Annotated in this window: 19 protein-coding genes; 15 read left to right on the top strand and 4 right to left on the bottom strand. The window is 70.5% G+C overall.

Features of this window, described 5'->3' with window-relative positions; all coding sequences use genetic code 11:
* Positions 1–87 precede the first annotated feature (87 nt).
* A complete protein-coding gene (gene smc, locus ESP57_RS03565) occupies positions 88–3,606 on the top strand; it encodes a chromosome segregation protein SMC (RefSeq protein WP_129230561.1) in 3,519 nt (1,172 codons plus the stop codon).
* A gap of 64 nt (positions 3,607–3,670) precedes the next feature.
* Here the strand turns inward: smc and ESP57_RS03560 are convergent, their stop codons facing one another.
* Together ESP57_RS03560 and ESP57_RS03555 are read right to left on the bottom strand one after the other, a co-directional pair.
* Positions 3,671–5,335: an alpha-amylase family protein gene (locus tag ESP57_RS03560; RefSeq protein WP_129230560.1), complete on the bottom strand. Its 1,665-nt coding sequence runs from the start codon at positions 5,333–5,335 to the stop codon at positions 3,671–3,673.
* Positions 5,332–6,300 carry a TIGR03885 family FMN-dependent LLM class oxidoreductase gene (locus tag ESP57_RS03555; RefSeq protein WP_129230559.1) on the bottom strand — a complete coding sequence of 323 codons (969 nt, stop codon included), beginning with the start codon at positions 6,298–6,300 and terminating at the stop codon, positions 5,332–5,334. Before ESP57_RS03555 ends, ESP57_RS03560 begins: the two co-directional genes overlap by 4 nt.
* A 107-nt stretch (positions 6,301–6,407) precedes the next feature.
* On the opposite strand from ESP57_RS03555, the gene ftsY reads away from it, so the two are divergent.
* The 4 genes from ftsY to ESP57_RS03535 all read left to right on the top strand — a co-directional run bounded on the left by ftsY (position 6,408) and on the right by ESP57_RS03535 (position 10,006).
* The gene (ftsY, locus tag ESP57_RS03550) at positions 6,408–7,283 is read left to right on the top strand and encodes a signal recognition particle-docking protein FtsY (RefSeq protein WP_115957574.1); all 876 of its coding nucleotides are present in this window, start codon (positions 6,408–6,410) and stop codon (positions 7,281–7,283) included.
* Positions 7,284–7,296: 13 nt separating this feature from the next.
* A complete protein-coding gene (locus tag ESP57_RS03545; RefSeq protein WP_056009686.1) occupies positions 7,297–7,779 on the top strand; it encodes a hypothetical protein in 483 nt (160 codons plus the stop codon).
* A gap of 79 nt (positions 7,780–7,858) precedes the next feature.
* Entirely contained in the window at positions 7,859–9,436 is a 1,578-nt protein-coding gene (gene ffh, locus ESP57_RS03540) for a signal recognition particle protein (RefSeq protein WP_115957576.1), read from the top strand.
* Positions 9,437–9,562: 126 nt separating this feature from the next.
* Positions 9,563–10,006: a hypothetical protein gene (locus ESP57_RS03535; RefSeq protein ID WP_129230558.1), complete on the top strand. Its 444-nt coding sequence runs from the start codon at positions 9,563–9,565 to the stop codon at positions 10,004–10,006.
* Between the two features lie 53 nt (positions 10,007–10,059).
* Here the strand turns inward: ESP57_RS03535 and ESP57_RS03530 are convergent, their stop codons facing one another.
* On the bottom strand, positions 10,060–10,863 hold the full coding sequence (locus tag ESP57_RS03530) for a spermidine synthase (RefSeq protein ID WP_129230557.1): 804 nt from the start codon (positions 10,861–10,863) through the stop codon (positions 10,060–10,062).
* Positions 10,864–11,001: 138 nt separating this feature from the next.
* On the opposite strand from ESP57_RS03530, the gene ESP57_RS03525 reads away from it, so the two are divergent.
* A complete protein-coding gene (locus tag ESP57_RS03525; protein ID WP_243648386.1) occupies positions 11,002–12,435 on the top strand; it encodes a GH1 family beta-glucosidase in 1,434 nt (477 codons plus the stop codon).
* Here ESP57_RS03525 and ESP57_RS03520 read toward each other — a convergent pair.
* On the bottom strand, positions 12,432–13,610 hold the full coding sequence (locus ESP57_RS03520; RefSeq protein WP_056009670.1) for a glutamate--cysteine ligase: 1,179 nt from the start codon (positions 13,608–13,610) through the stop codon (positions 12,432–12,434). The two genes, ESP57_RS03525 and ESP57_RS03520, sit on opposite strands and share 4 nt — an antisense overlap.
* Before the next feature lie 144 nt (positions 13,611–13,754).
* On the opposite strand from ESP57_RS03520, the gene ESP57_RS03515 reads away from it, so the two are divergent.
* From ESP57_RS03515 to ESP57_RS03475, 9 genes are all read left to right on the top strand, one after another.
* Positions 13,755–14,417, top strand: coding sequence for a GntR family transcriptional regulator (locus tag ESP57_RS03515; RefSeq protein WP_129230555.1), 663 nt, complete (start codon positions 13,755–13,757; stop codon positions 14,415–14,417).
* Positions 14,418–14,588: 171 nt separating this feature from the next.
* Positions 14,589–15,770, top strand: coding sequence for a branched-chain amino acid ABC transporter substrate-binding protein (locus tag ESP57_RS03510; RefSeq protein ID WP_129230554.1), 1,182 nt, complete (start codon positions 14,589–14,591; stop codon positions 15,768–15,770).
* 55 nt (positions 15,771–15,825) lie between these two features.
* Entirely contained in the window at positions 15,826–16,716 is an 891-nt protein-coding gene (locus tag ESP57_RS03505; RefSeq protein ID WP_056009660.1) for a branched-chain amino acid ABC transporter permease, read from the top strand.
* Position 16,717: 1 nt separating this feature from the next.
* A complete protein-coding gene (locus tag ESP57_RS03500; RefSeq protein ID WP_129230553.1) occupies positions 16,718–17,893 on the top strand; it encodes a branched-chain amino acid ABC transporter permease in 1,176 nt (391 codons plus the stop codon).
* On the top strand, positions 17,890–18,735 hold the full coding sequence (locus ESP57_RS03495) for an ABC transporter ATP-binding protein (protein ID WP_129230552.1): 846 nt from the start codon (positions 17,890–17,892) through the stop codon (positions 18,733–18,735). The genes ESP57_RS03500 and ESP57_RS03495 overlap by 4 nt, the downstream gene beginning before the upstream one ends.
* Positions 18,732–19,442 (top strand): ABC transporter ATP-binding protein, encoded by a 711-nt coding sequence (locus ESP57_RS03490; protein WP_129230551.1) that lies wholly within the window; start codon positions 18,732–18,734, stop codon positions 19,440–19,442. The genes ESP57_RS03495 and ESP57_RS03490 overlap by 4 nt, the downstream gene beginning before the upstream one ends.
* Before the next feature lie 21 nt (positions 19,443–19,463).
* A complete protein-coding gene (locus tag ESP57_RS03485) occupies positions 19,464–20,630 on the top strand; it encodes an NAD(P)/FAD-dependent oxidoreductase (protein WP_243648385.1) in 1,167 nt (388 codons plus the stop codon).
* Positions 20,627–20,869 carry a (2Fe-2S)-binding protein gene (locus ESP57_RS03480; RefSeq protein WP_056009648.1) on the top strand — a complete coding sequence of 81 codons (243 nt, stop codon included), beginning with the start codon at positions 20,627–20,629 and terminating at the stop codon, positions 20,867–20,869. The genes ESP57_RS03485 and ESP57_RS03480 overlap by 4 nt, the downstream gene beginning before the upstream one ends.
* On the top strand, positions 20,866–22,284 hold the full coding sequence (locus tag ESP57_RS03475) for an NAD(P)/FAD-dependent oxidoreductase (protein ID WP_129230549.1): 1,419 nt from the start codon (positions 20,866–20,868) through the stop codon (positions 22,282–22,284). Before ESP57_RS03480 ends, ESP57_RS03475 begins: the two co-directional genes overlap by 4 nt.
* Positions 22,285–22,311 lie beyond the last annotated feature (27 nt).

The following is a 22,311-nucleotide window of genomic DNA, read 5'->3' as shown; positions in this document are numbered from 1 at the left end:
CTCGGCGGGCGGCGCGCGTGCGCGGCGGGCGGCCCAACCTCGGATACCGTAGACCCCAGCGTTCTCGCGACCAGGAGAGGGTGGGACGTGTACCTGAAGAGCCTGACGCTCAAGGGCTTCAAGTCCTTCGCACAGCCGACGACGTTCGCGTTCGAACCGGGCGTCACCTGCATCGTCGGTCCCAACGGCTCCGGCAAGTCCAACGTCGTCGACGCCCTCGCCTGGGTGATGGGCGAACAGGGCGCGAAGACCCTCCGCGGCGGAAAGATGGAGGACGTCATCTTCGCGGGCACCTCGACCCGCGGGCCGCTCGGCCGCGCCGAGGTGAGCCTCACGATCGACAACAGCGACGGGGCGCTGCCGATCGAGTACACCGAGGTGACGATCTCCCGCACGCTCTTCCGCAACGGTGCGAGCGAATACGCGATCAACGGCGACAACTGCCGACTGCTCGACGTGCAGGAGCTGCTCAGTGATTCGGGCCTCGGCCGTGAGATGCACGTCATCGTCGGCCAGGGCCAGCTCGACCAGGTGCTGCGGGCGACTCCCGAAGACCGCCGCGGCTTCATCGAGGAGGCTGCCGGCATCCTGAAGCACCGTCGCCGGAAAGAGAAGACGCTCCGCAAGCTCGACGCCATGCAGGCGAACCTCACCCGTCTCTCCGACCTCGCGGGCGAGATCCGGCGGCAGTTGAAGCCGCTCGGCCGCCAGGCCGAGGTCGCTCGCGAGGCCGCGACGATCGCCGCCGTCGTGCGCGACGCCAAGGCGCGACTGCTCGCCGACGAGGTCGTCGGCCTCCGCCGCGCCCTCGACGAGCACGGCAAGAGCGAACACGAGCGCCACGCCGAACGGCTCGTCCTCCAAGACCAGTTGGAACAGCACCAGGCGAAGGTGACCCGCCTCGAGCAGGCGCAGGTCGGCGATGCCGTCGACCGTGCGCGATCGACGACCTTCGCGCTCGAACAGGCGCAGGGGAGCCTCCGCTCGCTCGACTCGCTCGCCCGGCAGCGCATCGCCCTGCTCGGCAGTGCAGCAGAGCAGACGGATGTCTCGCCGAGCGTGACCCGCGCGATGATCGACGAGGCGGTGACGGAGCTCACCGGCATCCGAGACGGCGTCGGCACCGCGGCATCCGCTCTCGACGACGCGCACGAGGCGACCATGCGCCGCCGCGCCGAGCTCGATACGGTCGACGAGGGCATCGCCCGCCAGAGCGCGCTCGTCTCGGCCTACGACCTCGAACTCTCCAAGCTCACGGGGCAGGCCGACTCGGCGGCGTCGAAGCTCGCCGCCGTACGAGGCGAAGTGCTGCGCCACGAGAACGCCCTCGAGGCGTCGGCCGAGCGCCGCGCCTCGGCGGCCACCGCGCTCGCCGCAGCCGAGGCGGAGGCCGACAACGGCGAGACCGCCGAGACCGACCTCGACGAGGCGTACGAACTCGCCCAGGGCGCGGTCTTCGAGGCCGAGGCCGAGATCGAGCGCATCCGCGAGGAGCTGCACGGCCGTGAGCGCGAACACGGCGCCCTCGGCGCCCGCACCCAGGCGCTCTCCCTCGCCCTCGACCAGAAGGACGGCTCGGCGGCGCTCGCGAAGGCCGGCCTGAGCGGGGTTCGGGGTCTCCTCGCCGAGGCGCTGCAGGTCGAGCCCGGGTACGAACCGGCGATCGCCGCGGCTCTCGGTTCGCTGAGCGACGCGGTGCTCGTCGACGACCGGGCCGCCGCCTTCCGCGCGCTCGAGCACGCCGAACGCGGCGAACTCGGCCGCGTCGCCCTGGCACTCGCCGATGCCGGCACCGCGCCCGCTGCAGCGGCACCGGTGGCGGGGCTCACCGCGGCATCCGAGGTCGTCATCGCCCCCGCCGGCGTGCTCGGCCTCCTCGCAGAGGTGCTCATCGCCGATGACCTCGCAGCCGCTCGTGACGCCGAGGCTGCGCTCGCGAAGCGAGCGACCCCGGCCACGGTCATCACGAAGGACGGCACCGTCGTCGGCCGCTACGTGTTGCGCGGCGGCTCCGGTCGCAAGCAGAGCCGCATCGAGCTCATCGCCGAACGCGATCGCGCCGCCGCCCGACTCGAGGAGGTGCGCTCCGAGATCGAGCGCGCCCGGTTCGAGCTCACCGAGCAGCGCCAGATCGTGGAGCAGTCGAAGGAGCAGTCGAAGCGCGCGCTCGCGGCGCTCCGCGAGTTCGACGCGCAGCTCGCGCAGCGCACGGAGCGACTGAACCGCGCGCGCGTGCAGGCCGAGGCCGCCGACGCCGACTCAGAGCGACTGCGGCAGGCCGCCGCGCTCGCCGAGGAACGCGTCGCCGAGGCCGAGCAGCTCGCGACCGCCGCGAAGACCGCGCTCGAGGCGGCGCGTGCCGAGCCGCGGCCCGTGCTCGAGACGGCCGCCCGCGACGGCGCGCTCGCCGCGCTCGAGGCGGCCCGCGAGGCCGAGGTCGAGGCGAAGCTGCGGCTCGAGACGGCGAAGGAGCGCGTGCGCGCCGAAGAGGCCCGCATCCGCGCCATGGAGGCCCAGTTCGAGGCGGAGCGACAGGCCGCAGCGGATGCCGCGCGGCGCGCCGTGATCCGTCGCGCGCAGCTCGAGGCGGCCACGCGGGTCGCCGACGTGCTGCCCGAGGCACTCGCGTCGGTCGATGCATCCGTCTCCGAGGCTCGCGTGGCGCTCGGGCGCGCCGAAGCCGAACGCGCGAGCCGCAACGAGGAGCTGCAGGCGGTGCGCCGCGAAGAGGCCGCCGTGCGCGAACGGCTGCAGTCGGTCACCGAAGACGTGCACGGCCTCGAGCTCCGCATCTACGAGAAGAAGCTCCACGTCGGCGGACTCGTCGAGCGTGCCGAGTCGGAGCTCGGCCTCACGGAAGACGTGCTCGTCGACGAGTACGGCCCCGACCAGCTCATTCCCGCCGAAGACGAGGAGGGCGAGCCCCGGCCCTTCCGCCGCGAGGAGCAGCAGCGCAGGCTCGCGCAGGCGGAGCGCAAGTTCGCGCAGCTCGGCCGCGTGAACCCGCTCGCACTCGAGGAGTTCGCGGCGCTCGAGCAGCGTCACCTCTTCCTCACCGAGCAGCTCACCGACCTCGCCAACACGCGCAAGGACCTGCTGACGATCATCGAGGAGATCGACGGCAAGATGGAGTCGATCTTCCGCAGCGCCTTCGATGACACGCAGGCGGCGTTCGCCGAGGTCTTCCCCGTCCTCTTCCCGGGCGGCGTCGGCAGCATCACCCTCACCGACCCCGAGAACATGCTCACGACCGGCATCGAGGTCAGCGTGAAGCCCGCGGGCAAGAAGATCGAGCGGCTCTCGCTGCTCTCGGGCGGTGAGCGTTCTCTCGCCGCGGTCGCCCTGCTCATCGCGATCTTCAAGGCCCGCCCGAGCCCGTTCTACATCATGGACGAGGTCGAGGCGGCGCTCGACGACGCCAACCTCGGGCGCCTGCTCACGACCATGGAGTCCCTGCGCGACGACTCCCAGCTCATCGTGATCACCCACCAGAAGCGCACGATGGAGATCGCCGACGCCCTCTACGGCGTCTCGATGCGGCAGGACGGCGTGTCGGCGGTCGTCGGGCAGCGCGTCCGCGAGGAGCGCGAGGCGAAGGCGAGCTGACGGCTGGTCCGTGGTCCGAACCGAACGGATGCCGCGGCATCCGCTTCGCGTGATGTCGCCCGTCTCAGGTGAGGCGACGGTCGTCCGGTTCGACGATGCGGAACCAGCGGTACCCGTAGGCATCGAGGTGCACGTCGATGCGCCCGCGCTCGTCGAGCTCGAACGTGTCGACGGCGAACAGGTCGGAGAGCACCGAATCGGGTGGCACTGGTCCGAGCTCGAGCGAGACGACCGTCGGCCTCGGCGCGAAGTTGTGCACCGCCACGAACCGCCCGACATCCGCGGTGATGCGATGCGCAAGCACCGCGTCCTGCCCGCTCGGGAGCACCTCAGGGCGGCCCCAGCCGATCTCGGGGGAGCTGCGGAAGCGCACGGCGAAGCTGCGGATGACACTGAGCAGCGAGTCGGGGTCGTGCATCTGCGCCTCGACGTTCACGTGCTCGGGCGCGTAGCCATCCGTGGGCGGCGCAGCAGCGAGTCGGCGCGGAGTAGCGCGCGAGAAGCCGCCGTTCTTCTCGTCGGTCCACTGCATCGGCGTGCGCACGGTCATCCGGCCGCCCTCGTCACGGTTCTCGCCCATGCCGATCTCCTCGCCGTAGAAGAGCACCGGCGTGCCCGGCAGCGAGAACAGCAGGCTGTAGACCATGCGGATGCGGCGCGGGTCGCCGTCAAGCATGGGCGGGAGCCGGCGCGCGATGCCCCGGTCGTACACTCGCATCCACTCCTCGGGCGCGAACGCGTCGAAGACCTCCTGGCGCTCGGCGTCGCTCAACTTGTCGAGGGTGAGCTCGTCGTGGTTGCGCACGAAGTTCGCCCACTGCGCCTCTGGCTCGAGCACGGGCCGCTTCGCGAGCGACTCCGCGAGGGGGCGCGCGTCCTCGCGCGCGAGTGACAGGTACAGGGCCTGCATGCCGAGGAAGTCGAACTGCATCGTCAGTTCGGGTGGGTCACCGGGTCGGCCGAAGAACTCGAGCTGCTGGTCGTACGGCAGGTTCACCTCGCCTAGGAGGACGGCGTCGCTGGAACGGCGCTGCAGGAAACGGCGGATGTCGCGGAGGAACTCGTGCGGGTCGCCGATGTCGACGCCCTCCGGCGGCTCGATCAGGAACGGCACGGCATCGACCCGGAACCCCGAGATCCCGAGCTCGAGCCAGTATCCGAGGGTCTTCGCGATCTCGTCGCGAACGGCGCTGTTTGCGATGTTCAGGTCGGGCTGGTGCCGGTAGAAGCTGTGCAGGTAGTACTGGCCCGTGCGCTCGTCGAGCTCCCAGACGCTGTCCTCCTCGCCGGGGAACACGGTCGCGGGCTGCTTCGCGGGTGGTTCATCACGCCACACGTAGTAGTCGCGATAGGGGGAGTTGCGGCTGCGTCGTGCCGCGGTGAACCACGGATGCCGGTCGGAGGTGTGGTTCATGACGAAGTCGATGATGACGCGCATGCCGCGGTCCCGGGCCGTACGGGTGAATTCGCCGACATCGCCGAGCGCGCCGAGCCGAGGATCGACGCCGGTGAAGTCCGTGATGTCGTACCCGTCGTCCCGGTCGGGAGTCGGCTGGAAGGGCATGAGCCAGATGCACGTGACGCCGAGCTCGGCGAGGTGGTCGAGGCGGTGCGCGAGACCCTCGAAGTCGCCGAAGCCGTCGTCGTTCCAGTCCATGTAGGTCTCGACGTCGAGGCAGTACACGACCGCGGTCTTCCACCACAGGTCGCTCCGATCGGTGATCCTCATCGTTCGACCTCCTTGAGCGCGGGCAGCACGTGCTCGCCGAACGCGTCGATGAAGGCGGCCTGCTCGGTGCCGACGTGGTGGAGGTAGATCCGGTCGACCCCGAGTTCGGCGATGGCGACCAGGTGCTCGAGATGCCGGCCCGGGTCGGCGAAGACCGGCAGGGTCTCGGCGACCTGCTCTGCCGAGACCTCCGCGGTGCGCTCGTCGAAGGCCTCCGGCGTGTCGAGCTCCCAGGCGAGGTGCGCGGGAACAAGGCTCTGTCGCCATTGCTCGTGTGCGATCGCCAGCGCCTCATCCTCGGTCGGCGCCCAGCTGAGATGGACCTGCACCGAGACGGGTCCGCGCCCGCCGGCATCGCGATACGCGTCGATGAACGCTCGCAGCTCATCGGGCGACTGGTCGACCGTGATGACGCCGTCGGCCCAGGCGGCCGCCTCGCGCGCCGTCTCGGTGCTCACCGCAGCTGCGAACAGGGGAGCGGGCGAGTCGGGCAGGCTCCAGATGCGCGCTCGGTCGACCCGGATGCGCCCGTCGGCGGAGACCTGTTCGCCCGCGAGCAGTCGACGCATGACGTCGACGGTCTCGACGAGCCGTGCATCGCGCTCGTCCTTCTCGGGCCACCGGTCGCCCGTGATGTGCTCGTTGATCGCCTCGCCGCTGCCGATCGCCGCCCAGAACCGTCCCGGGTACATCTCGGCGAGGGTCGCGACCTTCTGCGCAGCGACCGCCGGGTGGTAGCGCTGCCCTGGTGCCGTGACGACGCCGAGCGAGAACCGGGTGGCCTCGAGCGCCGCGGCGAGCCAGCTCCACGCGTAGCCGGAGTGGCCCTGCCGGACGCTCCAGGGTTCGAAGTGGTCGCTGCACATGGCGGCATCGAAGCCCGCCTGCTCGGCGAGCCGGACCGCCTCGAGCAGGCGGCTCGGCGGGAGTTGTTCGTGCGAGGCGTGGAATCCCACGGTCGTCATCCGCACTCCTTCCGTTCCTCCGAGGCTCGCGTTCCCGATCGCCACGGACAACCCCTTGCGGGGGCGGGCTGGATCGGTGTAGCCCGCACGCGCTCTAGGCTGGAGGCATGGCAGAACGCGCATCCTGGTCGCTCGGCGCGGCCCTCCGCGGGGTCTTCGGCGCGAAGACGATCGACGAGGACACGTGGGACGACCTCGAGTCCGCACTGATCCGGGCCGACTTCGGACCCTCCGTCACCGAGGAGATCGTCGGGCAGATCCGCGCGCAGGTCGAGCGGTACAAGACCACCGACCCGAAAGACGTGCAGCGGATGCTCCGCGAGATCGTCGAGGAGCGGCTCTCGAAGTACGACCCCACGTTGAAGCTCACCGAGCGGCCGGCCGTCGTGCTGGTCGTCGGCGTGAACGGCGTCGGCAAGACGACCACCATCGGCAAGTTCGCACGGTTCCTGCGCACCTTCGACCGCACCGTCGTGGTCGGCGCCGCCGATACCTTCCGTGCGGCAGCGGTCGACCAGCTCGCGACGTGGGCCGAACGCGCCGGCGTCGGCATCGTGCGCCCCGAGCGCGAGGGACAGGACCCGGCGTCCGTCGCCTTCCAGACCGTCGAACAGGCCAAGCGCGACGGCACCGAGATCGTCATCATCGACACGGCCGGCCGCCTGCACACCAAGGGCGGGCTCATGGACGAGCTCGGCAAGATCAAGCGCGTCGTCGAGAAGCAGGCGCCGATCAGCGAAGTGCTGCTCGTGCTCGACGCGACCACAGGCCAGAACGGCCTCGCGCAGGCAGAGGCCTTCATCGAGCACGGCGGGGTCACCGGCCTCGTGCTCACGAAGCTCGACGGCAGCGCCAAGGGCGGATTCGTGCTCGCGGTGCAGGAGAGGACCGGCCTGCCCATCAAGCTCATCGGTCAGGGCGAGGGCATCGGCGACCTCACGGGATTCACGCCGCACGTCTTCGCGCAGAAGCTCGTCGGCTGAGAAGGAGAACGACATGGCGATCGAACACGACTACTTCGGCCTCATCGGCGACTACTGGTCGGAGCGCAAGGAATACGGCGACCAAGACGTCGAGGTCGTGCTCGACGCCGACTCCGACGACGTCTCGACCGCATCGCTCGACGCGGCGGCGACGATGGTCGGCGAACTCGAGCTCATCGACGACGAGCTGCGCGGCGTCTTCGTCGGTCAGCTCGACTCGGGCTCGAGCCCGGTCTCGCTGTTCCTCCGCTCCGTGCTGAACGGCGACGAGGCGGATGCCGCGGCCGACGCGATCACCCGCGACTCGGGTGACCGCGACATCGACGCCCTGCGCTCACTGAGTCTCGTGCGCGTCGACCTGCGGCCCGACGCCGACGGCGACGGCGAGACCTTCGCCGAGTTCGAGTTCGGGCTCGCGCCCGAAGACATCGACTCGCGGCTCGTGGCGTCGATCGACATCCAGCGCGACATGGTCGACCTCCGCTTCGACGCCTGAGCACGCGGAGCCGGTCGACGCGTGACCGGCGAGCGGCGCGGCAGAGGCGGCATCCGACCTCAATTAGACTTGGCGAACCATGGCTACCTTCGGAAACCTGTCTGACCGCCTCGCCGAGACCTTCAAGAATCTCCGCACCAAGGGCAAGCTCTCCGCGTCCGACGTCGACGGCACCGTTCGCGAGATCCGTCGCGCGCTGCTCGACGCCGATGTCTCGCTCGACGTCGTCAAGGAGTTCACGGCGCACGTGCGCGAGCGCGCGCTCGGCGACGAGGTCAACAAGGCGCTGAACCCGGCGCAGCAGGTCGTGCAGATCGTCAACGAGGAGCTCGTCCGCATCCTCGGCGGCGAGCAGCGTCGACTGCAGTTCGCGAAGAACCCGCCGACGGTCATCATGCTCGCTGGCCTCCAGGGCGCCGGTAAGACCACCCTCGCGGGCAAGCTCGCGAAGTGGCTCGCGAAGGAGGGGCACACGCCCCTCCTCGTCGCGGCCGACCTCCAGCGCCCGAACGCCGTGAACCAGCTGCAGGTCGTGGGAGGCCAGGCCGGTGTGCCGGTCTTCGCCCCCGAGCCCGGCAACGGCTCCGGCGACCCGGTCAAGGTCGCGAAGGACGCCGTGAAGCACGCCGAGCGCGCGCTGCACGACGTCGTGATCATCGACACGGCCGGCCGACTCGGCGTCGACGCCGAGCTCATGAAGCAGGCGTCGAACATCCGCAAGGCGACGAACCCCGACGAGGTGCTCTTCGTCATCGACGCGATGATCGGTCAAGACGCCGTCAACACCGCGAAGGCCTTCCAGGAGGGCGTCGACTTCACGGGCGTCGTGCTCACCAAGCTCGACGGCGACGCACGCGGTGGTGCTGCGCTCAGCGTGGCCTCCGTCACTGGTCGCCCCATCATCTTCGCGTCGACCGGTGAGGGCCTCGACGACTTCGAGCCGTTCCACCCCGACCGCATGGCGAGCCGCATCCTCGACCTCGGTGACATCCTCACCCTGATCGAGCAGGCGCAGTCGGCGTTCGACGAGGAAGAGGCGATGAAGGTCGCCGAGAAGTTCGCGACCGACACGTTCACGCTGAACGACTTCCTCGGCCAGATGCAGCAGCTCCGCGGTGCAGGCTCGATCAAGAAGATGCTCGGCATGCTGCCGGGCGCGGGCGGCATGAAGCAGCAGCTCGAGAACTTCGACGAGCGCGAGATCGTGCGCACCGAGGCGATCATCCAGTCGATGACGCCCGCCGAGCGCGAGAACACGAAGCTCCTGAACGGCTCGCGGCGCCTCCGGATCGCCAAGGGCTCGGGCATGACCGTCACCGACGTGAACCAGCTCGTCGCCCGGTTCGAGCAGGCCGCGAAGATGATGAAGACCGTCGCTCGCGGCGGCGTGCCGCAGATCCCCGGCATGGGTCCGCTGCCCGGCGGCGGCAGCCACGGCGGCGGCAAGCGCCAGGGCGGCAAGGGCAAGAAGTCGAACTCGTCGCGGTCGGGCAACCCAGCGAAGCGCGCCGCGGAGAACGCGGCGATCGCCTCGGGCGCGACGCCCGGCGCTGCGCCGGCGCCGACCGGCTCGGGCTTCGGCCTGGGCGGCGGTGGGGCCAAGGCCGCACCGAGCGAGGAAGAGCTCGCGGCCCTGCAGAAGATGCTCCGCCGCTAGCTCGGCGCGGTGGTTCAGGAGAAGCGCTTCCCCGAGCGGCAGCGCTGCAGGAAGTGCGCGCAGAAGCTCGGCGGCCCCGGGGTACCGGTGTACCAGGGGCTCTATTGCACGCCGCGGTGCGCCGGCATGGCAGAGCTGGTGCTCGATGCCGCGAACGCCCCCCGGGAGTGCAAGACCGAGCGGGGCGGCCGGTGGGAGTTCAAGCGCCGGTATCGGAGCGAGCTCGAGATCCCGGGCAAGCTCCGCGACGACCCGTCGACGAGCTGGTACACCTGCCAGCACTGCGGCCATCTTCACATCGGCCACAGCCGCATCGACCTCGCCACCGAGACGCATCGGGTCCTCGGCGACCGGGCGGCGCTCGCGGACTTCCTCGTCAAGAGTCGTGGCGCTGCGACGCACAAGCAGATCGCCGAGGCCGCGAAGATCCGTCCGATCCGGCTCAAGGAGCTCGAGGATCCGACCTCCGAGAAGGTCGACCTGAACGCGTTCTTCGCGGTGCTCGCGGTCTACCGGATCAAGCTCGCGGCCGTGCTCCGCGAGGAGCGGTCGAGGCGCCCACCCGGCTGACCGTGCGAATGCGGGCGTTCCGGTGCGTCGCGCGTGCCGAGCGTCGCATGTGCCTAGCGGGGGTCGTGACGGACGGTTCCCGCGAGCTCTTCGAGGGCAGGGCCGTCGACGACGGTCGCGCCGGTCGCCACCGACAGCGGGTCGGTCGAGAGCCACTGCGCGACCGATTCGGGGTCGAGCGGATGCCGCGACGCCACGATGATCGTGTTGCCGGGCGCCACTCGCCTGAGCACGGCCTCCGAGCCGATCACGAGCACCTCGGGCAGCAGCTCGAGCACGGCCGCGAGCGTGTCGCCCGTCACCTGCGGCTCGGCTCCGTTCAGGCAGTTGACGATGAGCACGCCGCCCGGCGACAGGAGCGACACGAGTTCCGTGAAGAACTCGATGGTCGTGACGTGGCGGGGCACGGCGCCGCCCGAGAAGACGTCGACGAGCACGAGGTCCCACTGGTCGTCGCCGTCACCGGCAAGGCGCTGCACCTCGTCGCGGGCGTCGCCGATCGCGAGCTCGATCGGAGCGTCGGGGGGCAGCGGCACGTGCGTCGTCACGAACGCCAGCAGCTCGGGATACAGCTCGACGACGCGCTGACGGCTCGCCGGGTGCAGCGCGTGCATGTACCGGGGGAGCGTGAGGGCGCCCGCGCCGAGGTGCAGCACCGCAGGCGACTCGCCCGGAAGCGTCGCGAGCACCGCGGCGATGCGGCGCACGTACGGCAGTTGCAGGTCGCGCGGGTCGTCGGGGTTGACGTGCGATTGGGTGACGTCGTCGATGACGAGGGAGTAGCCGCCGTTGGTGCCTCGATCGGGCTGGAGCTCAGCTCGAAAGGCGGCGGTCTCGAGGATCGGCGGAGTCTCCATTCCTCGACCCTAGGCGATTCGGCCACTCCGCCCTGGCGAGCGGGCGATGCGCTCGCATGCGTTGCTTACAGCCGTGTAAGCGCAGGGCGATACAGTGAGATCGCGGCGCACTCGCGGCGGAGAATGGAGCACAGGACGATGGCCATCGGCACCCCCGACTACCGAGACAGCGGGCTCGAATTCGGCGAGGACTTCCTGTTCGGTTCCGCCACGGCTTCGTATCAGATCGAGGGAGCCGTGCACGAAGACGGCCGGGGCCCGTCGATCTGGGACACCTTCAGCCACACGCCGGGCAAGGTCTGGAACGGCGACACGGGTGACCGGGCCTGCGACCACTACCACCGCCTCGACGAGGACCTCGATCTCATGGTCGAGCTCGGTCTCGACGCGTACCGGTTCTCGATCGCGTGGCCGCGCATCCAGCCGACCGGCAGGGGAGCGGCCAACGAGGCGGGCCTGGCATTCTACGAACGCCTCGTCGACGGGCTCGTCGCCCGCGGCATCCGCCCGATCGCGACGCTCTACCACTGGGACCTGCCGCAGGCGCTCGAAGACGAGGGCGGGTGGGCGAACCGCGCCACGGCGTACGCCTTCGCCGGCTACGCCCGCATCGTCGGCGAGCGGCTCGGCGACCGGGTGGCGGTGTGGACGACGCTCAACGAGCCGTGGTGCAGCGCGTACCTCGGCTACGGTTCGGGTGCGCACGCTCCGGGGCTCATGGACGGCGCGAAGGCACTCGCCGCGGTGCACCACCTGAACCTCGCGCACGGGCTCGCGGTCGCCGCGCTCCGCGGCGTCGTCACGAACGACCCCGGGTATTCGATCACCCTGAACCTCCACGTGATCCGGCCGTCGGGAGACGGCGGCGCCGAAGCCGCCCGCCGCATCGACGGACTCGCGAACCGGGTGTTCCTCGAACCGCTGCTGGGTGGGGGGTACCCCGCCGACGTGATCGCCGACACCGCGTCGGTCACCGACTGGTCGTTCGTGCTGCCGGGCGACACCGAGCTCATCGCCCAGCCCCTCGACCTGCTCGGAGTGAACTACTACTCCACGGTCACGGTCGACATGTGGGACGGCGTCTCGCCGCGCGTGAACGCCGACGGCCATAAGGACATGGGCGGTACGCCGTGGCCGGGATCCGAGCACGTCGAGTTCCTCGTGCAGCCGGGCCCGTACACCGACATGGGCTGGAACATCGACCCCTCCGGCCTCGAAGACCTGCTCGTCTCGCTCAGCGAGCGCTACCCCGAGCTGCCGCTCATGGTGACCGAGAACGGCGCGGCCTTCCCCGATGTCGTCGTCGAGGGCCCCGACGGTCCCGCCGTGCACGACACCGATCGCATCGACTACCTGCGGCGGCACTTCACCGCGGCGCACCGCGCCATGGAGCGTGGCGTCGACCTGCGCGGCTACCAGGTCTGGTCGCTCATGGACAACTTCGAGTGGGGGTACGGCTACTCCAAGCGCTTCGGCATCGTGCGCGTCGACTACGACACCTTCGAGCGGCTGCCGAAGGACAGCGCGCTCTGGTACGCGGAGCTGATCCGCACCCGGCGACTGCCCGGCTAGTCGACGTCGGGTGAGGCGGATGCCGCGGGCGACTGGGTCTCGATGCCGTTGCGCAGCTCGCGGGCGAGGTGGGCGACCACGGCCTTGAGGTCGCCGCCGGCCGCCTCGGCGACCCGCAACTGCCGGGCGTAGCTCGCCCCGGAGTCGAGCATGGCGCGCACCTGCTGCAACTCGACGCCGCAGCCGAGGCGGTCGGCGATCGGCGCCAGGGTCGTCAGCAGCTCGCGCAGGTCGTCGGCGACGGGCCGCTCGGTGCCCGCGACATCCGTGATCACCTCGGCCTCGAGGCCGTAGCGCGCCGCTCGCCACTTGTTCTCGCGCACGTACCAGGGTTGCAGCACCGTGAGGGTGTCGCCCTCGTCGAGCCGGGTGCTCATCCACTCCACGAGGCACTGCACGAGGGCGCCGATCGCGGCGATCTCCGCGGCGGACGAGAGGCCGTCGCAGACGCGTACCTCGACCGTTCCCCACTTCGGCGACGGCCGGATGTCCCAGCGCACCTCGCTGTGGTCCTCGATGACGCCCGTGCGCACGAGGTCGTCGACATAGCGCTCGTAGGCGGGCCAGTCGGCGAGCGGGTAGGGGAGTCCGGCCGTCGGCAGTTGCTGGAACATGAGCGCGCGGTTCGAGGCGTAGCCGGTGTCGACCCCCGCCCAGAACGGGCTTGATGCCGAAAGCGCCTGCAGGTGCGGGAGGTAGGCGAGCAAGCCGTCGAGGATCGGCAGCGCCTTGTCGCGGTCGTCGATGCCGACGTGCACGTGCACGCCCCAGATCATCATGTTGCGACCCCACCAGCGCGTGCGCTCGATGAGCTTGTGGTACCTCGGCTTGTCGGTGAGGTGCTGGTCGTACCACTGGCTGAACGGGTGGGACCCGGCGCAGATCAGGTCGTACTCGCCGATGTCGTCAATGACGGTGCGGACCTCGCCCAGTTGGTGCTCGAGGTCGGCGACGGCGCCGGCGACCGTCTCGTGCACACCGCTGACGAGCTCGACGGTGTTCGTCAGGAGCTCGGAGGTGATGAACGGATGATGCTCGCCCTCGCTGCCCGCATCGAGCGCATCGAGCACCTGGCCGGCGACGGACGCGAGTTCGCCGGTCGCGCGATCGACGATCGCGATCTCCCACTCGAGCCCGACGGTGGACCGCGCCGATCGTGCGAACTCGATCGCCATGCGAGCACCCCCGTTCCGCGCCGGCCGGCGCAGGGACATCATGCCACGAGGGGGCGCGTGCGCCGTGGCGCGCGGGTCACGGAGCGCCATCTCGGAGGGCGCCCGCGACTACGCTGTGGTGCATGACGTACCAGGAGAGCCGCCATGACTGACTCGACGCTGCTCGCGCAGGTCGTGAGCCTGCGCGAGCAGGTGGAGCGCGCCATGTCGTCGCGCATCGTCGCCGGCGAGTACGAGCCCGGTGCGGTGCTCACCGTTCCCACGATGGCCGCCGAATTCGGCGTCAGCGCGACGCCCGTGCGCGAAGCGATGCTGAACCTCGCCCGGCGCGGATTCCTCGCGCCGATGCGCAATCGGGGGTTCCGGGTGACCGAGGTGTCGCTCGAAGAGCTCCGGCAGCTCCGCGAGGTGCGACTGCTGCTCGAGGTCCCGCCGATGCGCCAGCTCGCCGGACAGGTGTCCGAGGAGGCGGCCGTGCGGCTCCGCGAACTCGCCGCCGAGATCGTTCGCGCCGGCGATGAGGGCCGGTTCCAGGACTACCTCGAGGCCGACACGACCTTCCACCTGACGCTGCTCGGACTGACCGGCAACCAGTTCCTGGTGTCGCTCGTCGGCGAGCTGCGTCAGCAGACGCGGTTGACGGGGCTCGTCGAGCTCGCGGAGCAGGGCGCCCTGACCGAGTCGGCGCTCGAGCACGCCGAACTCGTGCAGCTCCTCCTCGACGGCGAGGCCGACGCGGCGACCGCCCTGATGCGTCGCCACATCGGCCACGTCGGCGGCATCTGGAGCGGCGAGCACGAGGACTGACGCCGACCTTCCGGCGGCGTGACGGCGCGACATCCGCGGTGGTGGGCGCCGGCCATTCGTCGTGCTCCCGCGCCGTTCGTCGTCGGCGACTTGCGCGATGCCTTCGCGGCAGTAATATGTCACATATCGCCATCCGGCGATGAGGCACTGTCGTACTCGAAGGAGAGTCACATGCAGTTCGGATCTCGGCGTCGCAAGCGCCTCCTCCACATCGCCGCAGCAGCCGGCGTGCTCGCACTGACCGCGGGGTGCTCGAGCGGCCTCACCGGTGGAGGGTCGGAAGACGCCGCCGACGGACCGATCAAGATCGGCATGCTCGCGCCCTTCTCGGGCAGCGAGTCGGCGTTCGGCGAGTACATGCAGAACGGCGCGCAGCTCGCCGTGAACGAGATCAACGCCGACGGCGGCGTGCTCGGACGCGACCTCGAGCTGCTCGTCGAAGACGACGCGTGCGACGCCACGACGGCGGTCTCGGGCGCCAACAAGCTCGTCACCGACGGCATCGTCGCCTCGGTCGGCGGCTACTGCTCGGGCGCGACGCTCCCGACGCTGCCGATCTTCGACGAGGCCGGCATCCCCATGGTGATTCCGGCCGCGAACTCGAACGAACTCGTCGACCAGGGCCTGCCCGGCGTCTTCCTCATCAACGGCACCGGCGACCAGCAGGCCGAGGCGGCGGTGACGTATGCGAAGCAGATCGGTGCGACGAACGTCGCGGTCGTCGACGACGCGACGAGCTACTCGGCCGACCTCGCCGGCGCGTTCACCGAGCAGGCGACCGCCGCCGGGCTCGACGTCGCGGTGAGCGAGACCATCACCCCGGGTGAGAACGACTACTCCGCGGTCGCGACGACCCTCGCGACCGAGCAGCCCGCGCTCGTCTACTGGACCGGCTACTACCAGGAGGGCGGTCTCATCGCCCGCCAGGCGCAGGATGCCGGATTCGACGGCGTGTTCCTCGTCGCCGACGGATCGGTCGACGCGAAGTTCGCAGAGATCGCGGGCGAGGGGTACACCGAGAACGTCGTCGGCACCTTCACGCAGACGCCCGACATGATCGAAGGCGCCGACCAGTGGATCGCCGACTACGAGGAGCTCGCCGGAGACCCGCCCGGACCGTACTCGACCCAGGCGTACGACGCGGTCCGCGTGATGGCGCAGGCCATCGAAGACGCCGGCGACACGGAGTTCGACAACGTCGTGGCCGGGCTCGAGGGACTCAAGGACTTCGACACCTTCGCCGGGCCCCTCACGTTCACCGACACCCACACCCTGTCGGGCGGCGGCTTCGTGATCGTCTCCATCGACCCCGCGACCGGCGCGTTCGTCCTCAAGGACGACCTGCAGGGTTGACGCAGCGGGGCGGGGCTCCGGCCCCGCCCCGACTCGTCGGAAGGATTCCTCTGCAATGATGCAGCTCATCTGGAACGGTCTCATCGTCGGATCGTTCTACGCCCTCGTCGCGCTCGGCTACAGCATGGTCTACGGGATCATCAAGCTGCTGAACTTCGCGCACGGCGACATCTACATGCTCGGCGCGTTCGTCGGGTTCTTCACACTCTCGGCGTTCGGCATCTCGAACGAGACCTCGATCCCGCTCCTGCTCGTCGTGCTCCTGCTCTCGATGGTGACCACCGGCCTCATCGGCGTGGGCATCGAGCGCATCGCCTATCGGCCGCTGCGGCGGAGCCCCCGGCTGGCCGTGCTGATCACGGCGATCGGCGTCTCGTTCACCCTCGAGTACGGCGTGCGCCAGATCTTCGGCCCGAACCCCGAGGCGTTTCCCATCCGCCTGGAGTCGAGCGGCTTCGACGTGCTCGGCATGCGCGTCACCGCGTCGCAGATCGTGCTCGTCGTCATCGCCGCCGTGCTCATGCTCGTGCTCGCCCACATCGTGGAGCGCACGCGGCAGGGGCGGGCCATGCGCGCGATCGCCCTCGATCCGACCGGCGCGCAGCTCATGGGCGTCAACGTCGACCGCGTCATCGCGATGGTGTTCTTCATCGGCTCCGCGCTCGCCGGCGCTGCCGGCGTCATGGCCGGCGCCTATTACGGGTCCATCGACTTCCTCATGGGCTTCATCATCGGACTGAAGGCGTTCACCGCCGCCGTCATCGGCGGCATCGGCAACCTGTACGGCGCGATGCTCGGCGGCGTGCTGCTCGGGATGCTCGAGTCGTTCGGCTCGGCCTGGTTCGGCGGCGAATGGCGGGACGTGTTCGCCTTCGGGTTCCTCATCCTGTTCCTGACGCTGAAACCGACGGGCCTGCTCGGCGCCCGTGTCGTGGAGAGGATGTGACATGGCGCGCGATCTGGATCACGCCCTGAAGCACGTGCCCTTGCGTGCCCCTGCGCCCCTCTACGAGCGGCCGCAGCCGCCGAAGGGCGTCTTCTCCTCGCAGCGCGGCTTCATGCGCGCGCTCGGCCTCGTCGCCGTCCTCCTCGTGGCGGTGCTGCCGTTCATGGACGCCTCCCGCTACACGATGTCCATCGCCACGAGCGCGCTCATCTACGTGATGCTCTGCATGGGCCTGAACGTCGTGGTCGGCTACGCCGGCCTCCTCGACCTCGGCTACATCGCGTTCTTCGCGGTCGGCGCCTACATCTCGGGCATCTTCACCACCGTGCTGGGCTGGCCCATGTGGGCCGCGCTCATCGCCACCATCGTCGCGTGCATCACGGCCGGCATCATCATCGGTGCGCCGACCCTGCGCCTGCGCAGCGACTACCTGGCGATCGTGACCCTCGGGTTCGGCGAGATCATCCGCATCACGGCCAACAACCTGAAGATCACGGGCGGCCCGTCGGGCATCCACGGCATCCCCACCTGGAGCTTCGGCCCGTGGGGCTTCGACGACGGGTTCAACCTGTTCGGCATCGACTTCCCCGAGCGCGTGGTGTTCTACTACTTCGTCGCGGCCGTGGTGATCGTCGTGGGCGTGATCGGCGCCGGGCGGCTCGCGAAGGGGCGGCTCGGGCGTGCCTGGAAGGCCGTTCGCGACGACGAGGACGCCGCGGAGGCGATGGGCATCAACACCTACATCGCCAAGATCTCGGCGTACATCATCGGTGCCGTCTGGGCCGGCATGGCCGGGCAGCTCATGGCGACCCACCTCTCGGCGATCAGCCCCAACAGCTTCCAGTTCCTGTACTCGGCGCTCATCCTCATGGCCGTGGTGCTCGGCGGCATGGGGTCGACGCCGGGTGTCATCATCGGCGCGCTGTTCGTCTCGCTCGCACCCGAGCTGCTGCGCGACTTCGCCGAGTGGCGCTACCTCATCTTCGGTGTGCTGCTCGTCGTCGTGATGCTGTTCCGCCCGTCGGGACTCTGGCCTGCCACCGCGGTGTTGCCGTGGCTCCGGCGAACGCGTCCCACCCCGCCGGCGTTCACCGAGGCGACGGCGGTGCCCGCGAGCGTCATGGAGTCGGTCGACGGCACGCCGACGACCGAGGCACACGAAGGAGACCGCGCATGAGCGCCCTGCTCGAGGTCAGGGACCTCCGGCTGCAGTTCGGCGGCGTGACCGCCGTCGACGGCCTCAGCTTCGAGGTGCGGGAGGGCGAGATCCTTGCCGTCATCGGGCCGAACGGCGCCGGCAAGACGAGTGCGTTCAACTGCATCTCGGGCTTCTACCTGCCGACCGCGGGTTCGGTCGTCTTCGACGGCAAGGCGATCGTGCGGGCGGTGCCCGCGATCTGGCGCCGGCTCGGGCTCGTGAACCTCCTGCAGAGCTTCGGCTTCTACCGGGTGCTGCCGTCCCGGGTGACGAAGTGGGGGATGGCGCGGACCTTCCAGAACCTGCGCCTGTTCCGCGAGCTCTCGGTGCTCGAGAACGTCACCACGGCGATGCACGCGAACCTCCGCGAGGGGTTCTGGTCGACACTGCTGCATACGCCCGGCTACCGCCGTGCCGAAGCGGCGTGCGTCCGCGAGGCGCGGGGATGGCTCGACTTCGTCGGCTTCGAGGACGACGAGCAGCTCTACGTCACCCAGCTGCCGTACGGCGAGCAGCGCAGGGTCGAGATCGCGAGGGCGCTCGCCACGAGCCCGAAGCTCCTGCTGCTCGACGAACCCGCCGCGGGCCTGAACTTCAACGAGAAGCAGACGCTCATGCGGCTCATCCGCAAGATCAGGGGGCTCGGCGTCGCCGTGGTGCTCATCGAACACGACATGGGGCTCGTCATGGAACTCGCCGAGCGCATCGTGGTACTGAACTACGGCAAGGAGATCGCCGACGGCGCTCCGGAGGACGTGAAGCGGAACCCCGCCGTGATCGAGGCCTACCTCGGTGTCTACGAGAGCGAGGACGCATCATGACGCTGCTCGAGGTGAAGGACGCCGATGTCGTCTACGGCCGGGTGCACGCACTCCGCGAGTTGAGCTTCACGGTCGGCGAGGGCGAGATCGTGTGCCTGCTCGGCAACAACGGCGCGGGCAAGTCGACGACCATGAACATGCTCTCGGGGCTCGTTCGTCCCCGTTCCGGCTCGGTGACCTGGCAGGGGATGGACCTCACGACCGCCAAGCCGTGGGACATCGTCGCGGCGGGCCTCATCCACGTGCCCGAAGGCAGACGCATCTTCTCGACCATGACGGTGCACGAGAACCTGCTCCTCGGCGGCTACACGGTGCGCGACCAGAAGGCGATCGCGACGCGTCTCGACGAGGTGTACGGCATGATGCCCCGCCTCGCGGAACGGCGGGGCCAGCAGGGCGGCACGCTCTCGGGCGGCGAGCAGCAGATGGTCGCGATCGGCCGGGCGCTGATCGGCGGGCCGAAGCTGCTCCTGCTCGACGAGCCCTCGATGGGGCTCGCGCCCCTCGTCGTGAAGCAGGTGATGGAGATCGTGGCGTCGGTGAATGCGGCGGGCACGACCGTGCTGCTCGTCGAGCAGAACGCCCGCGCCGCACTGAAGATCGCCGATCGCGCGTACGTCGTCGAGACCGGCAGCGCGACGCTCGAGGGCCCCGCCGCCGATCTGGCGAAGGATCCGCGCATCATCGAGGCGTACCTCGGTGGTTGACTTGCGACGAGGAGGTGCATCGTGCGCGTCGCGGTGATCGGTTCAGGCATCGTGGGTGCCGCGTGCGCCCTCGCGCTGGTCGAGGGCGGCGCCGAGGTCGTCGTGATCGACCGGGTCGGCGTCGCCGGCGAGACATCCAGTCGCTGCGAAGGCAACCTGCTCGTCAGCGACAAGGCGCCGGGCGCCGAGGCCGACCTCGCGGTCGCCTCGAACGCCATGTGGCGTGTGCTCGCCGCGCGGCTCGACGCCGAGCGGCCCTCGTGCCAGCCGCTGACGGAGTTCGAGGCGAAGGGCGGCATCGTCGTCGCGTTCGACGGCGGGGAGCCGGCACTCGAGCGGTTCGCCGAGGCGCAGCGCGCCACCGGCATCCGCGCCGAGGCGATGGATGTCGCCGCGCTCACCGAGGCCGAGCCGTTCCTGTCCCGCGAGGTCGTGCACGCCGTGCACTACCCCGACGACGCGCAGATCCAGCCGTCGACGGCGACGCAGGCGCTGCTCGACACCGCGGTCCGCGCCGGCGCGCGGCTCGTGATCGGCGAGGTGACCGGCGCGCTCGGCCGGGCGGGTCGGCCCGGCCGTCTCTCCGGCGTGATGACGACTGCCGGGCCGATCGAGGCCGACGTGGTCGTGAACTGCGCCGGGCCGTGGGCCGGCGAGGTCGCGGCACGTCTCGGTGCCCGGCTCGACATCCGGCCGCGACGCGGAGTGATCCTCGTCACGACCCCGATGCCGCAGCGCGTCTTCCACAAGGTGTACGACAGCGACTACGTGGGTGCCGTGGGCTCCGGCGACGCCGCCCTGCAGACCTCCACGGTCGTCGAGTCGACCCCGGGCGGAACCGTCCTGATCGGGTCGAGCCGGGAGCGCGTCGGCTTCGACGATCGCCCCGGGGTCGCCCCGGCGGCGGCGATCGCGGCGAAGGCGGTGCGCCTGTTCCCGTTCCTCGAGGAGACGTTGCTGCTCCGGAGCTACTTCGGGTTCCGTCCATACGCGCCCGACCACCTGCCCGTCATCGGCGCCGACCCCGAGATCGTGGGGCTCGTGCACGCGACCGGGCACGAGGGGGCCGGCATCGGACTCGCACCCGCCACCGCCGAGCTCGTCGTGCACGCCGTGCTCGGCGCACCCACCGCCCTTGACCCGACCCCGTTCCTGCCGGGCCGGGCCAGTCTGCAGGAGACCGCATGATCCGCATCACCGTCGGCGACGAGGCGATCGAAGGGCGTGACGGGCAGACCATCGCCGGCGTGCTCATCGGCGCCGGCCGCACGGCCTGGCGCACCGCGCAGACCGGTGACCGCGGCGTGTTCTGCGGCATCGGCGTCTGCCACGACTGCCTCGTGACCGTGAACGACGTCGAAGGGGTGCGCGCCTGCCAGCGCGAGGCCGTCGACGGCGATCGGGTGGAGCGCGAGGTGCGAGCATGACGGCCGCGACCGGCACGGTCGGCACGACCGGCACGACGGGTGCGACGCGCGTCGCGATCCTCGGCGGCGGCCCCGCCGGGCTCGCCGCGGCGCAGGCCGCCCTCGCCGCCGGGGCCGCAGTCACGCTGCTCGACGAGGGCGGCCGGCTCGGCGGCCAGTACTGGCGGCATCACGAGGGCCTGACCGATCGCCGCCTCCAGCACGGGTGGGCGCGGTTCGAACGACTCAGGGGAGTGCTCGACCGCGCCGAGGTGCACACCGGTGCGAGCGTCTGGTCGGCCGAGGCATCCGACGGCGTCGTGCGCCTGCGGGCCGTCGTCGGCGCAGCGGATGCCGCGGGGCGCGTCGCGCTCGACATCGAGGCCGATGCCGTGGTCGTCGCGACGGGCGCCCACGATCTCGCCCTGCCCGTTCCCGGCTGGACGCTGCCGGGCGTCACGACCGCAGGTGCCGCCCAGGCGCTCGCGAAGCGCGACGGCGTCACGGTCGGCCGGCGCACGGTCGTGAGCGGCGCCGGACCCTTCCTGCTGCCGGTCGCGCAGTCGCTGTCCGTCGCGGGCTCCGAGGTGGTCGGCGTGCACGAGGCATCGCGGCTCGGCGGGCTCGCCGCGGGCTGGTTGCCGCGGCCGTGGCAGCTCGTCGGCAAGGCCGGCGAACTCGTCGAGTACGTGGGCGCGCTCGCCCGCCATCGCATCCCGTATCGGATCGGCAGCGGCGTGGTGCGGGTGCTCGGCACCGACCGGGTCGAGGGCGTCGTCATCGCCGCCCTCGACGCGGACTGGCGGCCGATTCCGGGGACCGAACGCGAGGTCGCGTGCGACTCCGTTGCGCTCGGGCACGGGTTCACCCCGCGGCTCGAGGTGGCGATCGCCCTCGGCGCGGTGATCGAGGGCGACCGCCGCGGGCGGTTCGTCGTCGTCGACGAGTCCCAACGCACAAGCGTCGACGGCGTCTTCGCGGCCGGCGAGGTCACGGGCATCGGCGGTGCGGATGCCGCGCTCGCCGAGGGAGCCGTGGCGGGCTTCATGGCCGCAGGCGGTGCGCTCGACGACGGCCGCATGCGCGGCCCGCTCGCGGTACGACGACGCATGCGCGCCTTCGCGGCACGGCTCGAGCGCGCCCACGGTATCCAGCCCGGCTGGACCTCGTGGCTCTCCGACGACACGGTCGTCTGCCGCTGCGAGAACGTCACGCGCCGCACGATCGCAGTTCGGGCAGATGCACCCCTGCGGGCGATGAAGCTCGCGACGCGGGCCGGGCTCGGCGCATGCCAGGGTCGGACGTGCGGGCGCGCGGTGGAGGCGATCGTCGCGGACGCCGGCGGTGCGCCCGAGGGATTCGACCGCCGACCGGTGCTCGCACCGGTGCGGCTCGGCGAGGTGGCAGCGGTTGCCACAGGGGGACCAGAGCAGTAATATGTCACATATTACCGATCCGTCGAA

This window comes from Agromyces fucosus (assembly GCF_004134865.1).
Taxonomy (GTDB): domain Bacteria; phylum Actinomycetota; class Actinomycetes; order Actinomycetales; family Microbacteriaceae; genus Agromyces; species Agromyces fucosus.
The sequence above is the reverse complement of the archived record's forward strand: the minus strand, read 5'-3'. Positions and strand labels throughout refer to the sequence as shown.

Bases quoted from the DNA above. Each gene is read 5' to 3' on its own strand.
- ESP57_RS03560 (WP_129230560.1), bottom strand. From the start codon at position 5,335: ATGAGGATCACCGATCGGAGCGACCTGTGGTGGAAGACCGCGGTCGTG.
- ESP57_RS03555 (WP_129230559.1), bottom strand. From the start codon at position 6,300: ATGACGACCGTGGGATTCCACGCCTCGCACGAACAACTCCCGCCGAGC.
- ftsY (WP_115957574.1), top strand. From the start codon at position 6,408: ATGGCAGAACGCGCATCCTGGTCGCTCGGCGCGGCCCTCCGCGGGGTC.
- ESP57_RS03545 (WP_056009686.1), top strand. From the start codon at position 7,297: ATGGCGATCGAACACGACTACTTCGGCCTCATCGGCGACTACTGGTCG.
- ffh (WP_115957576.1), top strand. From the start codon at position 7,859: ATGGCTACCTTCGGAAACCTGTCTGACCGCCTCGCCGAGACCTTCAAG.
- ESP57_RS03535 (WP_129230558.1), top strand. From the start codon at position 9,563: ATGGCAGAGCTGGTGCTCGATGCCGCGAACGCCCCCCGGGAGTGCAAG.
- ESP57_RS03530 (WP_129230557.1), bottom strand. From the start codon at position 10,863: ATGGAGACTCCGCCGATCCTCGAGACCGCCGCCTTTCGAGCTGAGCTC.
- ESP57_RS03525 (WP_243648386.1), top strand. From the start codon at position 11,002: ATGGCCATCGGCACCCCCGACTACCGAGACAGCGGGCTCGAATTCGGC.
- ESP57_RS03520 (WP_056009670.1), bottom strand. From the start codon at position 13,610: ATGGCGATCGAGTTCGCACGATCGGCGCGGTCCACCGTCGGGCTCGAG.
- ESP57_RS03515 (WP_129230555.1), top strand. From the start codon at position 13,755: ATGACTGACTCGACGCTGCTCGCGCAGGTCGTGAGCCTGCGCGAGCAG.
- ESP57_RS03510 (WP_129230554.1), top strand. From the start codon at position 14,589: ATGCAGTTCGGATCTCGGCGTCGCAAGCGCCTCCTCCACATCGCCGCA.
- ESP57_RS03505 (WP_056009660.1), top strand. From the start codon at position 15,826: ATGATGCAGCTCATCTGGAACGGTCTCATCGTCGGATCGTTCTACGCC.
- ESP57_RS03500 (WP_129230553.1), top strand. From the start codon at position 16,718: ATGGCGCGCGATCTGGATCACGCCCTGAAGCACGTGCCCTTGCGTGCC.
- ESP57_RS03495 (WP_129230552.1), top strand. From the start codon at position 17,890: ATGAGCGCCCTGCTCGAGGTCAGGGACCTCCGGCTGCAGTTCGGCGGC.
- ESP57_RS03490 (WP_129230551.1), top strand. From the start codon at position 18,732: ATGACGCTGCTCGAGGTGAAGGACGCCGATGTCGTCTACGGCCGGGTG.
- ESP57_RS03480 (WP_056009648.1), top strand. From the start codon at position 20,627: ATGATCCGCATCACCGTCGGCGACGAGGCGATCGAAGGGCGTGACGGG.
- ESP57_RS03475 (WP_129230549.1), top strand. From the start codon at position 20,866: ATGACGGCCGCGACCGGCACGGTCGGCACGACCGGCACGACGGGTGCG.